9 protein-coding genes and 1 pseudogene are annotated in these 13429 nt (G+C 64.2%); 6 read left to right on the forward strand and 4 right to left on the reverse strand.

Going from position 1 to position 13429, the window contains the following annotated elements; all coding sequences use genetic code 11:
* Nucleotides 1–71: 71 nt before the first annotated feature.
* Complete coding sequence (locus tag EJ077_RS14320; protein WP_208702697.1) at nt 72–6431, reverse strand: kinesin; 6360 nt, start codon at nt 6429–6431, stop codon at nt 72–74.
* 273 nt (nt 6432–6704) lie between these two features.
* On the opposite strand from EJ077_RS14320, the gene EJ077_RS14325 reads away from it, so the two are divergent.
* The 3 genes from EJ077_RS14325 to EJ077_RS14335 all read left to right on the forward strand — a co-directional run bounded on the left by EJ077_RS14325 (nt 6705) and on the right by EJ077_RS14335 (nt 8660).
* Complete coding sequence (locus tag EJ077_RS14325; protein ID WP_208702698.1) at nt 6705–7073, forward strand: Hpt domain-containing protein; 369 nt, start codon at nt 6705–6707, stop codon at nt 7071–7073.
* 145 nt (nt 7074–7218) lie between these two features.
* Nucleotides 7219–7539 carry a 2Fe-2S iron-sulfur cluster-binding protein gene (locus EJ077_RS14330; RefSeq protein ID WP_027144910.1) on the forward strand — a complete coding sequence of 107 codons (321 nt, stop codon included), beginning with the start codon at nt 7219–7221 and terminating at the stop codon, nt 7537–7539.
* 89 nt (nt 7540–7628) lie between these two features.
* Entirely contained in the window at nt 7629–8660 is a 1032-nt protein-coding gene (locus tag EJ077_RS14335; RefSeq protein ID WP_208702699.1) for an NAD(P)/FAD-dependent oxidoreductase, read from the forward strand.
* Between the two features lie 63 nt (nt 8661–8723).
* On the opposite strand, the pseudogene EJ077_RS14340 reads toward EJ077_RS14335, so the two are convergent.
* Together EJ077_RS14340 and EJ077_RS14345 are read right to left on the reverse strand one after the other, a co-directional pair.
* Nucleotides 8724–10204, reverse strand: a pseudogene (locus tag EJ077_RS14340) (MDR family MFS transporter).
* Nucleotides 10205–10422: 218 nt separating this feature from the next.
* Nucleotides 10423–11043 (reverse strand): DUF922 domain-containing Zn-dependent protease, encoded by a 621-nt coding sequence (locus tag EJ077_RS14345; RefSeq protein WP_208702700.1) that lies wholly within the window; start codon nt 11041–11043, stop codon nt 10423–10425.
* A 115-nt stretch (nt 11044–11158) separates the two neighbouring features.
* On the opposite strand from EJ077_RS14345, the gene folP reads away from it, so the two are divergent.
* Genes folP through folK form a run of 3 tightly spaced genes read left to right on the forward strand, consistent with a single transcriptional unit; the run spans nt 11159 to nt 12866 of the window.
* The gene (gene folP, locus EJ077_RS14350; protein WP_208702701.1) at nt 11159–12007 is read left to right on the forward strand and encodes a dihydropteroate synthase; all 849 of its coding nucleotides are present in this window, start codon (nt 11159–11161) and stop codon (nt 12005–12007) included.
* A gap of 3 nt (nt 12008–12010) precedes the next feature.
* Entirely contained in the window at nt 12011–12370 is a 360-nt protein-coding gene (gene folB, locus EJ077_RS14355) for a dihydroneopterin aldolase (protein WP_023773903.1), read from the forward strand.
* Nucleotides 12354–12866: a 2-amino-4-hydroxy-6-hydroxymethyldihydropteridine diphosphokinase gene (folK, locus tag EJ077_RS14360; protein WP_208702702.1), complete on the forward strand. Its 513-nt coding sequence runs from the start codon at nt 12354–12356 to the stop codon at nt 12864–12866. Before folB ends, folK begins: the two co-directional genes overlap by 17 nt.
* A gap of 11 nt (nt 12867–12877) precedes the next feature.
* Here the strand turns inward: folK and EJ077_RS14365 are convergent, their stop codons facing one another.
* On the reverse strand, nt 12878–13423 hold the full coding sequence (locus tag EJ077_RS14365) for a DUF924 family protein (RefSeq protein ID WP_208702703.1): 546 nt from the start codon (nt 13421–13423) through the stop codon (nt 12878–12880).
* Nucleotides 13424–13429: the final 6 nt, after the last annotated feature.

Raw genomic sequence — 13429 nt, forward strand, 5'->3', positions numbered from 1 at the left:
CGAGATCATTCCCTTCAAGAAAAAGGCGGGAGACAAATCCCCGCCCTTTTTCGTTAAGGCTTGGCGACCGCTTAATGCAGGCGGCCGCTGGCATGGGCCAGCATGGTGTAGACCTTGCCGGTGTCCGACGTGAGATAGGTCTGCGCCATGATGTTGTCGCGGTCGTTGCGCGAGACGTCCTTGAGCAGCTTCTCGAAATCGTCGCAATAGCGGTCAACGGCGGCGCGGAATTCGGCCTCCGCCTGGTACTTGCGGCGGATTTCGTCGAACGTCTGCTGGCCTTTCAGCGTGTAGAGCCTGCGCGTGAACACGTCACGCTCGCCACGCCGGTAGCGGTTCCACAGCTCGATCGAGGCATCGTGATCGATGGCCCGTGCGATATCGACGGAGAGCGAGTTCAGCGATTCCACGACATGCAGCGGGGAACGCTGGGCAGGGGCCGGGCGCGGTGCTTCCGCGGGCGCCTGGGGCGCCGCCGGCCTGAGGTCGGCATCGTTCGACGCGGCGGTCAGCAGATCACGCACCCAGCCGCCTTGCGGCGTGCGGGCACTGGCGTCAGCGGCACGCTGGCGCGGTGCTGCCTCCGCCGGACGCTCCAGATCGAGCGTGCCGCGCAGTGCCGCGCCGCCCAGCGGTGCCTGCGGCGGGCGCAGATCCGCCTGCTGTGGTGCCGGAGCGCGACGGGGCGGTTCGGCGGCGCGTGCGGCCGGTGCCTGCGGCGCCGGACGCAAGGGGCGCGGTTCCGAGGAGTCGCCGCCACGACCGGATTTCGCAACGATATCCGAAAGCTCCTTCAAGGCGTTGATCTGCTCGGAAACGGCGCGGCGGATGGCCGAGGTCGATTCCTTGGCCTCTTCCGGCATCTCGATGACGCCTTTCTTGAGCTCGGCGCGGGTGAGGTCGAGTTCGCTCTTGATCGAGCCCGCCGTGCGCCGCATTTCCTCGGTCGCATCGGCGAAGCGCTTGGTTGCCGACTCGACGACCTCGGTGATGGCGTTGCGGATCTTGTCGGCCGATTCCAGCGTCTTGCCTTCGGCGTTCTGCAGCGTCTGGCCGACGAGGTTCTCGAAAGAACGCATGACCCTTTCGAGATCTTCCGACTTCTTGACCAGGCCAACGGCGAGATCCTCGAGCGACGACTGTCTTTCCAGCGTGTGTTCGAGGTTGCTCTGGGCTGAGCTCAGAAGATCCGAGGCGCCGGCGAGCAGGCGGCTGTGTTCGTCGAACTTGGTGGCGATCGAGGCGACCTCACGCAAGGTCGACGACGACAGTTCCGTCAGCCTTGTCGTGTTCGAATCGACCAGACGCGCCGAGCTGGCAAAGGTCTGCGCAGCCTTTTCGGTGGTTGCCGCGAAGCTTTGCGTGCTGCCGGTCAGACGTTGATCGACCTCGCCGAGGTTGACCGCGGCCTGCTCGATCAGCTGACCGAGCTGCGAGCTGGACTTGGTCATACGGCCGATGAGATCGGCGACGCTGTCGGACAGCGACGAACGGGCGCCTTCGACCGCCGACAAGGTTTCGGCGGTACGGCTGGCCAGCGCGTTGACCAGGGTCGCATTCTCGCTGCGCAGCTTCTCGGCCGCGCGTTCCGTGACCTCTTCCATGCTCTTTTGCAGTTCCGAGCCGCCCTGGGCGAAGCGCTCGACCAAAGGCCGCGCGGTTTCGTCGAGGATCTTCGACATCTCGGCGGATCGCGCCGCGAGCATGGTGTTGAGCTCGCGAGTGTTGGCACCGATCGTCTTGGCTGCGTCGTTGGTACTCTGGCCGATATGCTGGCCGACCGCGGTGAAGGTCTCCGCGATCACATTGGCACGCGAGACGAGTTGCGCCTCGGCGGTCGATACCTGCTCGTTGAGCTTCTGGCCCATCGTCTCGGCCGTGTAGGCGAGCCGGTTTTCGACGCCGGCGATCTGCTCTTCGACACGGGCGGCCGCGGCCGCGGCGCTCGACGCGAGACGCTCGTCGGCGCCGGCAAGCGCCTGCTCGATTTCGCGCGCATGCACGGCCAGTTCCTGACCTGTCTGGCGGGCACGGTCGGCCACCCTCTGCTCGGTGCTGGCGAAGGCGCCGACAATGGTCTGCGCATGCTCGCCGATCGTCGAGGTGCTGTCGGCGATGCGCGAAACCAGGCGCTGGTCGGCGTCGTCGAAGATGCGGGCGATTTCGGACGCCCGGCTGGACAGCGCGTCCGAACCCTCGGCGATGCGTGAGACCAAATGCTGGTCGGCGGCGTCGAAGATGCGGCCAAGGTCCGACGCGCGGGCGGCGAGCGCCTCGGCGGATTCGCCGATGCGCATGCCGAGCCGCTGGTCGGCGCTTTCGAAGTTGCGCAGGATGTCGCCGGCACGGGCGGCCAGCGACTGCGCCGTTTCCACGGCCCGGGCGACGAGTTTCTGGTCGGCCGCGTCGAATGTGCCGGCAATCTCGCTTGCGCGGGCGGCCAGCTGATCGGCGGTCTCCTGGGCACGGGCGGCGAGCTTCTGGTCCGCCATGTCGAAGGTGCCGGCGATCTCGCCAGCGCGGGCGGCGAGCTGATCGGCGGTTTCGTGGGCGCGGGCCAGTAGCGAGCTGGAGGTGTCATCGGCGCGGGCGAGCAAGGCGTTCGACGTATCTTCCGCACGGGCGTGGAGGCGACGATCGGCCTCCTCGAAGGTGCGGGCAATGTCTTCGGCCCGTGCCAGCAGGGCGGCGGACGTCTGTTCGGCGCGCTCGGCGATCTTGCGATCGGCGTCGCTGAAGGCCGCACCGGCCTGCTCGTGCAGCGTGCTGGTGACTTCCAGGACCTTTTCGCGCAAGGCGCCGGCGACGAAGACCGCGCTCTTCTCGAGCACGCTGCGGACGTTGTCGACACCGGTCGACAACGCGCGCTCCATGGTGCCGGCGCGTTCCTCGATGATGCCGGTCTGGCGGCTGAACGCCTGCTCGATCTTGTCGACATCGGCGGCGATGGCGGCGGAAATGTCCGTGCTCCGGGCCGCGATCTGGTCGATATGGCTGGACAGCGAGCGATCGACGTCCTTGCGGGTCTCGGCGAGCTTGCCGAGATCATCTTCCAGCGCGCGGCTGAGCATATTGCGGCCTTCGGACAACTTGCCGACATGCCCGGCGATGATGTCGTCGATATCGCCACGGCTTTCGGTCAGCCTCTGCAGGTCGGCTTCGAGGGCGCGCTTGAGAATGTCGCGGCCCTCGGCGAGCTTCTCGACCTGGCCGGCGACCAGACCGTCGATGCTGGAGCGGCTTTCGGCCAACTTGGCGAGATCGGCCTCCAGCGCACGCTTGAGGACATCACGGCCTTCGGCGAGCTTCTCGACCTGGCCGGCGACCAGCCCGTCGATGCTGGAGCGGCTTTCGGCCAGCTTGGCAAGATCGTCTTCGAGGGCCTTCGACAAGGTCGAACGCTCCTGGACAAGCCGTTCCGCGTGATTGTTGACGTGGCCGCTAACGGTCAGCAGGTCCGCCTCGAGCGCTCTCGACAAGGTCGAGCGATCCTGGGCAAGCCGCTCGGTGTGGCTGTTGACGTGGCTGCCGACAGTCTCGAGGTCGGCCTCAAGCGCCTTCGACAGTGTCGAACGCTCCTGGGCAAGCCGGTCCGAGTGGCTGTTGACAAGGCTGTTGACGGTTTCGAGATCGGCCTCCAGCGCGCGGGCGAACTGGGCGCGGTCGTCGACCAGTTTCTGCGACTGGTCGGCAACGGTATTTCTAACCGTATTGAGGTCGGCCTCCAATGCGCGGCGCAGGATGTCGCGACCTTCGGCGAGCTTCTCGACCTGGCCGGCGACCAGCCCGTCGATGCTGGAGCGGCTCTCGGCCAGCTTGGCGAGATCGTCCTCCAGCGCTTTCGACAAGGTCGAGCGATCCTGAACCAGCCTGTTCATGTGGTCGGCGATGACGCTGTTCACGTTCTGCAGATCGGCTTCCAGAACGCGCGAGAGCTGCCCGCGATCCTCGGCAAGTTTGTCCGACTGGCTCGATATGACGTTCTTGATGGTGTTGAGGTCGGATTCCAGCGCACGCTTGAGAATGTCGCGGCCTTCGGCGAGCTTCTCGACCTGGCCGGCGACCAGCCCGTCGATGCTGGCGCGGCTTTCGGCCAGCTTGGCGAGGTCGGCTTCAAGCGTCTGCGACAGCAGCCCGCGGTCTTCCGCCAGGCGCCCCGAATGGCTGTCGATCAGGCCGCGTATGCCCGACAGGTCGCTTTCGAGCGAACGGCCGAGCTGCGTGCGGTCTTCGGCCAGTTTCGCCGAATGCGCCTCGATGAGGTTCTTGATACCGGCAATGTCGTTTTCCAGCGCCTTGGCGAGCACCGCGCGGCCTTCGGCGATTTTCTCGACCTGACCGGCGACAAGGCCGTCTATGTCGGCGCGGCTGTCGGACAATTTGCCGAGATCGGCTTCCAAAGCGCGCGACAGGATGTTGCGGCCTTCAGCCAGCTTTCCGACATGTCCGGCGACCATTTCATCAATGATCGTACGAGCTTGCACCAATTTACCAGTGTCTTCGTTGAGAGCCAGAGAGAGCCGGTTGCGGCCTTCTTCCAGCCTTTCAAGGTGGCTGCCCAGCGACGCATCGATGGCAGCGCGCGATTCGTTGACCTTGCGCAGGTCTTCTTCGAGCGCACGCGCTATCAGGCCGCGGCCTTCGGCCAGCTTCTGCACCTGGTTGGTCACCGCGGCATCGATGCCAGCGCGGCCCTCGGCGAATTTCGCCAGGTCCGCCTGCATGGCTTCCGCCATGCGCTCGCGACTCTCGGAAAGCTTGCGGCTGTGGTTTTCGACGGCTTCCTCGATACCGACGCGGGCGTCGGCAAGTCTCTGGATGTCGGCGTCGAAGGAGCGTGACACGACGTGGCGGGCTGCCTCCATGCGGCCGGCGAAATCGCTGGCGCGCGCTTCGAGCATGGACGAGGTCGAGGTGACGATGTCGGCCATGTCGGCGCCGATCTGGGTCTTGCCCTGATCGATCATGGCCGACAGCGTGTCCTTGCTCTCGGCGAAGGTGTGGGCGATTTCACGCGCACGCTCGACCAGCGTTTCGTTGATCTGGCGGGCGCGGGCTTCCAGCGCTGCATTGAGCTTCTGTGTGCCGGTGTCCAGCGCTTCGGCGCGGGTCTGGAATTCGCTGATCAGCGCCTGGCCGCGTTCGGCCAAGGTGCGCTCAATGCCGTTGAGGCTGGCTTCGAACTCGGAATTGAGGGTGCGCGCGGCGCCGCCGAGCAGCGACACCATGCCGGTGGTGCGGTCGTCGAGCAGATCGGTCAACGAGCGGGTCAAGCCGTCCGTGGTGTCCGTCAGCTTGGCGATGCGGGTATCGAGCAGGCTGGCGAAAGCCTCGCCGGAGGTCGAAAGCCGGTCGGTGATGTTGTCGAGCCGGCCTTCCACCGAGTCGAAGATCGACATCGAGCTTTCATTGATGCGGTCGATCAGCGTGTCGCCGGAATTGGTGATTGTCATCGACAGCTTGGTCGACGCATTGAGGATGCTGTCGCGGATGATGTCGCTTGCCGCGCCGATTTCATCGCGCAAGGTCTCGTGCGCGCCGGAGATCGAGGCGCGGACGCGTTCGGCATGGGAGACCACGGCTTCGCGTTCACTGCCCAGTCCGTCGACCAGCGACCGAATCCGGGTTTCGTTTTCCGAATAGGAGCGCTCGATCTGGTTGACCTCGCTGTGGACCAGCGTTTCCAGCTCCACGGCACGGGCAAGCGTGCGTTCGATGCCTTCGCCCATGGCGGCCACCTCGCGGCGGACAGCCTGGCCGATCATCATGACGCGATCCTGGGCCATGTTTTCCGGCTCGGTCAGGCGGAAGGCCACTTCCGTCATCGATTGCGCGGCGATGCGCATGTCCTGGGCGCGGCGGATCATCGCCGCGAAGGCCCAGAACAGGATGACGGGCACGATTGCCGCGACCGCGAGGCCGATCAGTTCGGGGCGAGCGAAAAACTGGTCCAGCGTGCGTATCCGCCAGATGCTCGGTCCAAAAAGCAGGTTGGCCAGTCCGCCGGCGCCCGCTATCCAGGCGAGCGAGACAAAGGCGATGACCCAGTAGATGGTGTTGGAGGCGCGCCTGTTCAGGCTGTGCAGAAGGGTCTTGTAATCTTTCTGGCGATCGTCGTTGGCTGGCGCGAAACCAGCGGGCTGGCCACCATTGCGTGTTTCCACCGGGCGAAGTTCGGCCGGCTTGGCCTTTGGCGCGGCCTTCGCGGCCTGAGCCTGATTGACGACGGGCGCCGCCGGCTGCTGATTGCGTCCCTCGCGTGCCAGCTCGTCGGCGGCCTGCGATATCTGCGCTTCCAGATCTTCCATCGAAGCCGCGATATCGAGGTCGCCGCCGTCGGTATCGCTGCTCAGGTCGAAATCGAGCGCTTTTTCGAGTTCCCTGGCTACGTCGCTGTCGAGAGTTCTGGTCGTCGTTGGTTTCTTCGCCATGCCTTCGCTACCCTGTACTAGCTGCCGCGGGGGCTTATAATTGTGGTTGTCTTACCCCCGCGCAGGAGGCTGAAAATGGACCCTCGTATCGTAATGACACAGGGGGTAAAGAAAACATGCATTCCGCGGGATACGTAAAACTTTAAATATAAGGTTAACGGAACCGTGATTTGGGCGCCGTTTTCGCAACATTTTTCCCGGCCAATCATTAACCCGTTGTCCACTGGAATCGCCTAGTTTTTCAGGCGGCCGAAGAAAATGGAGTTCGAGTTCATGCGTGGCGAAAGCGGCATTGCCTTCTCAATGCCCGGGGGCGACGTATCGGGAACGAGGCAGTCCCGGCCGGTCGATTTGGCACACCTTGCCCGGCAAACGATGGGCGACCGGGCCCTCGAGCAGGAGGTGCTGGCGCTGTTTGTACAGCAGGCATTGTCGGTGCGCGACAAAATAGTCGATGCCGACATCAAGGACCGGCTGCTGCTGGCTCATGGTTTGAAAGGATCGGCACGCGGCGTGGGCGCCTTCGCCATCGCCGATTGCGCCACCGATATCGAGCGCCGGCCGGAGGACGTCCAGACCCTCAAGCGGCTCGGCCCGCTGATCGACGAAATGCGCGACTTCATCGCCGCCATCAATCGCTGATCCCGGTTTGCGACAAAAACGTCACCGAGCGCCGCTTTCGCGCGGCAGTTGACTTGTTTGCCGGAGTGATTATCTCGGGCGAAACTCTCTTTCGTCTCGGGCGAAACGCTCATTCGTCCCGGGCGAAACTCCCTTCAGGTGACAAATGACCAAACTGACCTTCATCGCCCATGACGGCACACATTTCGACGTGGATGCCGAAAACGGCTCGACGGTCATGGAAAACGCCATTCGCAACGCCGTTCCGGGCATCGAAGCGGAGTGCGGTGGCGCCTGCGCCTGCGCGACCTGCCATGTCTATGTCGATGAGGCCTGGACGGCCGAAGTCGGCGAGCCCGAGGCGATGGAAGAAGACATGCTGGACTTCGCCTATGAGGTCCAGCCGAACTCGCGCCTGTCCTGCCAGATCAAGGTGCGCGACGCACTCGACGGTCTGATCGTGCGGGTGCCAGAACGTCAGGGCTGAAACCCAGCATCGGCGATTTTTGCCGCTGACGCTTGGCAGCGGGGCAATGGTCATGCAGTCTCGCCGGGACTTTCGCAGCGAGGCGCATCATGACCGGCATCATCAGCACAGACGTCCTCATTGTCGGGGCAGGGCCGGTCGGCCTGTTCGCCGTGTTCGAGCTCGGCCTGCTGGACCTCAAGTGCCACCTGATCGACATTCTCGACAAACCGGGCGGCCAATGCGCGGAACTCTATCCGGAAAAGCCGATCTACGACATCCCCGGCTGGCCCTCTATCTCGGCGCAAGGGCTCGTCGACAAGCTGCTCGAGCAGGTCGGGCCGTTCAAGCCCGACTTCACCTACAACCGCATGGTCTCCAGTCTCGAAAAATTGGACGACGGCGGCTTTCGCGTGACCACGGACGAGAACGAGGTGTTCGAAGCCAAGGTGGTGGTGATCGCCGCCGGCGGTGGCTCATTCCAGCCGAAGCGCCCACCAATTCCCGGCATCGAGGCCTATGAAGGCACGAGCGTCTTCTATTCGGTCCGCCGGATGGAGGATTTTCGCGACCATGACCTGGTCATCGTCGGCGGCGGCGACTCGGCGCTGGACTGGACGCTGAACCTGCAGCCGGTGGCAAAGAGCGTGACACTCGTTCACCGGCGGCCCGAGTTTCGCGCGGCGCCCGACAGCGTCAACAAGATGTACGCCATGCAGGAGATGAAGCAGCTGGAATTTCGAGTCGGCCAGGTTGCCGGGCTCACCGGGGCCGATGGCCAGTTGGCATCGGCCACCATCAAGGGTGGCCCGGATGGCGACATCGAGGTGCCTTGCACCCGCATGCTGCCGTTTTTCGGCCTGACCATGAAGCTCGGCCCAATCGCGGAATGGGGGCTCAATCTCCATGAGAACCTGATCCCGGTCGATACCGAGAAATTCCAGACATCGGTGCCCGGCATCTTCGCGGTGGGCGACATCAACTGGTACCCGGGCAAGCTGAAGCTGATCCTGTCTGGTTTCCACGAGGTGGCGCTGATGGCGCAGGCCGCGAAGCGCATTATCAGCCCCGGCGAACGGATCGTGTTTCAGTATACGACTTCGTCCACCAGCTTGCAGAAGAAGCTCGGCGTCTCCGGCTAGGGTATGTTGATATTCAGGTGATGCCGGCCTGACCTGAACCTCAACACACGCAAAATTAAGCCCTTACTCCGGCAGGATGGGCGCCGGATCGTCGACGTGGCCTCGAAGTTCTTTCTCGGGCATCAGCGTCAGCGTGACGAGGCCCAGTCCCAGAGTGCCGGCCGCGACGAGAAAGATCATCACGAAGGGTTGGGCCGATACGACATGTCCAGCCACCGCAACGCCCTCGCCGGCCAGCGGCAACCCAAAGCCCAGAGCGACGGCGCCGAGCATCGCGACCCCCAATGCACTGCCCAGCGACCGCAGAAAGGTAAGCACCCCGGTCGCCACGCCAAGATGCATGCGGTCGACGGCGTTCTGCACGGAGACGGTGGTTACCGGAAATGTCGTCCCGGTTCCCAGCCCGATACAGATGGTCAGGACTTCGACGACCAGCAACGACGCATGGCCGGCGACAAAGGCCAGCAGGCCCATGCACAGGATGGCGAAGAGGACGCCGACCATGGCGATGCGCTTGTAGTGGGTGAAGCACGGTATCAGGCGGCCGCTGGAAGCGGCGCCGCCCACGGTTCCAAGCAGAAGACCAAGCATTGCAATGCCCGACTCGCTGGCCGTCAGGCCAAGTATCGATTGCAGATAAACGGGCAGATAGACGGCAAGGCCGACGCTGGAGGCCTGGAGCAGGAACATCGACAGAGTGCCGGCCAGAACGATCGGGTTGCCCAGCACTTCCAGCGAAATGAGCGGTTCGGCCGCCCGCATCAGCCGCAGGGCAAAGGCGCCCCAGAAAAGCGCGGAGCAGACCAGGACGCCAACGACTTCCGGCGACATCCACGGGTAGGCGCTGCCGCCCCAGTTCAGCGCAAGCAGCAACAGCGCCGTGGCCACGATGAGCAGCAATGCGCCAAGGCCGTCGATGCTGTGATTCTTGGCCGTGATCGGCAGCTTCTTGAGCGGCTTGTTGATGATCGCCATCGCAACAAAGCCCAGCGGGATATTGATCCAGAAGATGAGCGACCAGTGCAGATGTTCGGCAAAAGTGCCGCCCAGCAACGGCCCGGCGACGCTGGCGACGGCCCATGTGCCGGAAAACCACGCCGCATAGCGCGCCCGCTCGCGCGGTGGGACGAGGTCTCCGACCACGGTCTGCGTCAGCGCGAAAAGGCCGCCGCCGCCGGCCCCCTGGATCGCGCGCCCCAGGACAAGGACGAACATGTTGGGGCCAGTGCGCTGACCAGCGATCCGGCAAGAAAGATGAGGATTGCCGCATAGACGGTCGGCCGACGCCCATGGACGTCGGAAATCTTGCCGTAGAGCGGTGCCACGGCGGTTGCGGTCAAGAGGTAGCCGGTGACGATCCAGGGCAGGTATTCGGCATGGCCGAGCGAGCGCCCGATGGTCGGCATGGCGGGCGCGACAATGGTCTGGTCGAGGGCCGCCAGCAGCATCGACAGAAGGACGCCGCCGATAATGGCGTTCTTTTCGCTTTCGGTCAGCGGCGCGCTCGCGGCCGCCACGGCCTGCTTGTCGACAACCTGGTCCATAATTTCTCGTCCATGCGCCTTGCGCTGCCGCATCACCATCGGGTCTTTGTGGTGCATTCGCGGCGTGATGCTCGTGCTTCCAGCTTGTGCCCGTGGCAACCCTGGATATGTCGTTCCCTATAGGCCGATTTCGACCGGTGCTCGAAAAAAATTCGAAGCTGGCACTACGCTTCCGCCCGGTTGGCTTGCATCCAGGCGAACGGAGCCGGAGAGGAAATTCAGGTCGGCGGCGGCAATTGGCCACTCCCGATGCGTTCCATCCGGTAGCGCATCAGCCGCAGGATGCGGCTTTCGAAATTGACGCCCTCGACACGGTCGAACCGCAACTGGTCCTGATCGTGTCTGGCAAGCTCGGCCGCCGTTATCTCGGCGGCCTTGGCCTTTGCCGCATTGCAATCCTTCTGCGGATGGGTTGCCTTCAGGGCGTCTTCCAGGGCGCGGCCGTGGTTCTTGGCGATCTCGACATGGCGGTCTTCATGGCGCTTGATGTCGGCGGACAATGTATCCCAGAACAGCCGCACATCGGCATCGGCTTTGCGCGGGCGGCGCCATTCGGGAAGGATCACCTTGACCTTGACGGTCACGACCGCGTCGGCGATCCGGCAGGAGCCGGACTGGCTGGCGTAGCTGATGCGCGTCGTGAAGGCCATCTGCGTGGCGCCAGGGTGGCGCGACCCCGTGCTTTTGACCTGTGGCCCGTGTTCGGCGAGCTGCTGCTCGATATCCTCCAGCGTTCTGCCGCCAATGGCGAAATAGCTGTATGTCTTCACCAGATTGGCCGCATCCGCCGGAACGGCGACGGTAAGCAGTAGTGCGCAGAGCAGGGATCGTGTCATCATGTTGCCTCTTCGGTCACCTTGCTTTACGGCGTTTGCCGGCGCAACGGAACTGATCCGATGCGGATCACACATCGTTGATGACCCCCTTGGTTGATGAGCCCATGGTTGATGCGCAATGACGGCGAGGCGATGGCAGCTGGCGCATGGGCGTCATCTCGAGCTTGGCGACAAGGCCGTGGTGGTCGGCATCCTCAATGTCACGCCCGACAGCTTTTCCGACGGCGGCCTGTTTGATGCTCCCGAAACCGCGCTGGTCCAGGCGCGCCGCATGATCGGGGAAGGCGCCGCGGTCATCGATGTCGGCGGAGAATCGACCCGGCCGGGCGCGGCGGCGATCTCGGCCAGCGAGGAGCAGGCCCGTATCCTGCCGGTGATCGAGGCTCTGGCGCGTGCCGGCGACGTGCTGATCTCGGTCGACACCTATCGTGCGGAGACAGCGCGGCTTGCTGTGGCCGCCGGCGCACACATCGTCAATGATGTCTGGGGTCTGCAGCGCGAGCCAGACATTGCGCGGGTGGCGGCCGAAACCGGCGCCGGGCTCGTTATCATGCATACCGGCCGGGACCGCGAAAAGCTGCCCGACGTGATCGCCGACCAGTTGGCGTTCCTGGGAAAATCGCTGGAGATCGGGCGCGGGCAGGGTGTCGCCGACGACCATATCGTGCTCGACCCCGGCTTTGGTTTCGCCAAGGAGACGGCGGCGGAAAACCTCGATCTGATGGCGCGGTTTTCCGAGCTTGGCGCGCTCGGCTTCCCGCTGATGGCCGGGACGTCGCGAAAACGCTTTATCGGCACCGTCACCGGCCGCGACGCAGCCGACCGGGCCGCCGGGACAGCGGCGACCAGCGTCATTCTCAGGCTCAAGGGCGCGCATCTGTTTCGCGTCCATGATGTCGCAATCAACGTGGACGCGCTGGCCGTGGCGGATGCTATGCTGGCGCGGGACACCGGATCGGAACGCTGAGCCATGTACGTCATCCGCATGAAGAATTGCGCCTTCTTTGCCAGGCACGGCGTGCTGGACGAGGAGGAAGCGCTGGGGCAGCGCTTCTATGTCGATGCCTCGCTCACCGTCGAGCCCGGGCGCGCGCTCGTCGATGACGCCATCGGGGAAACCGTCAATTACGGCGTTGCCTTCACCGTCATCGAGGAGATCATCACCGGACACAGGCGCTTCCTGATCGAGGCCCTGGCCCTGGAAGTCGCAAAGGCTCTCACCGGGCGCTTTCCCCAGATCCGCAAAGCCGAGGTCACCGTTCGCAAGCCGAATGCGCCGGTGCCTGGCGTGCTCGATTACGTCGAGGTGACCGTTGTCTGGCCCGAGTAACACCGTCTATCTGAGCCTCGGCGGCAATCTCGGTGATCCGGCCAACTCGATGGGGGCTGCGTTGCGCCTGCTCGACGCCGATGCCGATACTGACGTGGCCGCCGTTTCCTCGCTCTACCGGACGCCGCCCTGGGGCAAGCTCGACCAGCCGGATTTCCTCAACGCGGCCGCAGCACTGTCGACGCGGCTGTCGCCGCGGGCATTGCTCGACCTCTGCCTCGATGCCGAGCGAAAGCTCAAACGCGTGCGCGAGGAGAGGTGGGGGCCGCGCCTGATCGACATCGACATCCTGGTGTTCGGCGACCGCATCATCCATGAAACGGGCCTTGAAGTGCCACACCCGCGCATGCTGGAGCGCGCCTTCGTGCTGGCACCGCTGGCCGAGATCGCGCCGGACCTCACCGTTGGCGGCAAACGCGTTGTCGATCGCCTGGGCTCGGTCGATGCCGCGGGCATCGAGCGGCTGTCGTCAGGCCAGGATTGGTGGCTGCGCTAGACCCGGTGGTGTCAGCCGGAGAAGCCACCGTCATCCAGGAATGCTTTTTCCTCGGCGGTCGTTTCGCGGCCAAGCATCCGGTTGCGGTGCGGGAAACGGCCGAAGCGCTGGATGATGTCGCGGTGCTCCAGCGCGTATTTCAGGTTGAACTCGGCCCTGGCGGTGTGAAGCTCAACCGAACGGTCCTGGTCGGCAAGGTCTTCCGAATGTTCGAACGGCAAATAGAGGAATACGCGGACCTCCGGCTCCAGCGCCACATCGTGGCCGGCAGCGACCGCCTTTCGCGCGAAATGCTTTGCCAGGGGGTCGGTCGCAAACATATGGCCGGTACCGCGAAAGCAATTGCGTGGAAACTGGTCGAGCAGGATCATCAGCGCCAGCGAGCCTTCGGCATGTCCTGACCAGTCGTCGCATTCGCGCCGCGCGGCGGCGTAATGAAGGTCGAGGAAACGGCCGCGGAAATCGGCATCGAAAGCGTCGTTCTTCTCGAACCACGCATCCTCGCCGGCGTCGCGCCAGAATTTGGTGACCGACAGGGCCCTGCTGTCCAGTTCCATTGTTGA

Origin of the sequence: Mesorhizobium sp. M8A.F.Ca.ET.057.01.1.1 (assembly GCF_003952565.1) — a bacterium.
GTDB lineage: Bacteria > Pseudomonadota > Alphaproteobacteria > Rhizobiales > Rhizobiaceae > Mesorhizobium.

Coding starts and splice junctions, on each gene's coding strand:
- EJ077_RS14320 (WP_208702697.1), bottom strand. CDS start 6,431: ATGGCGAAGAAACCAACGACGACCAGAACTCTCGACAGCGACGTAGCC.
- EJ077_RS14325 (WP_208702698.1), top strand. CDS start 6,705: ATGCGTGGCGAAAGCGGCATTGCCTTCTCAATGCCCGGGGGCGACGTA.
- EJ077_RS14330 (WP_027144910.1), top strand. CDS start 7,219: ATGACCAAACTGACCTTCATCGCCCATGACGGCACACATTTCGACGTG.
- EJ077_RS14335 (WP_208702699.1), top strand. CDS start 7,629: ATGACCGGCATCATCAGCACAGACGTCCTCATTGTCGGGGCAGGGCCG.
- EJ077_RS14345 (WP_208702700.1), bottom strand. CDS start 11,043: ATGATGACACGATCCCTGCTCTGCGCACTACTGCTTACCGTCGCCGTT.
- folP (WP_208702701.1), top strand. CDS start 11,159: ATGACGGCGAGGCGATGGCAGCTGGCGCATGGGCGTCATCTCGAGCTT.
- folB (WP_023773903.1), top strand. CDS start 12,011: ATGTACGTCATCCGCATGAAGAATTGCGCCTTCTTTGCCAGGCACGGC.
- EJ077_RS14365 (WP_208702703.1), bottom strand. CDS start 13,423: ATGGAACTGGACAGCAGGGCCCTGTCGGTCACCAAATTCTGGCGCGAC.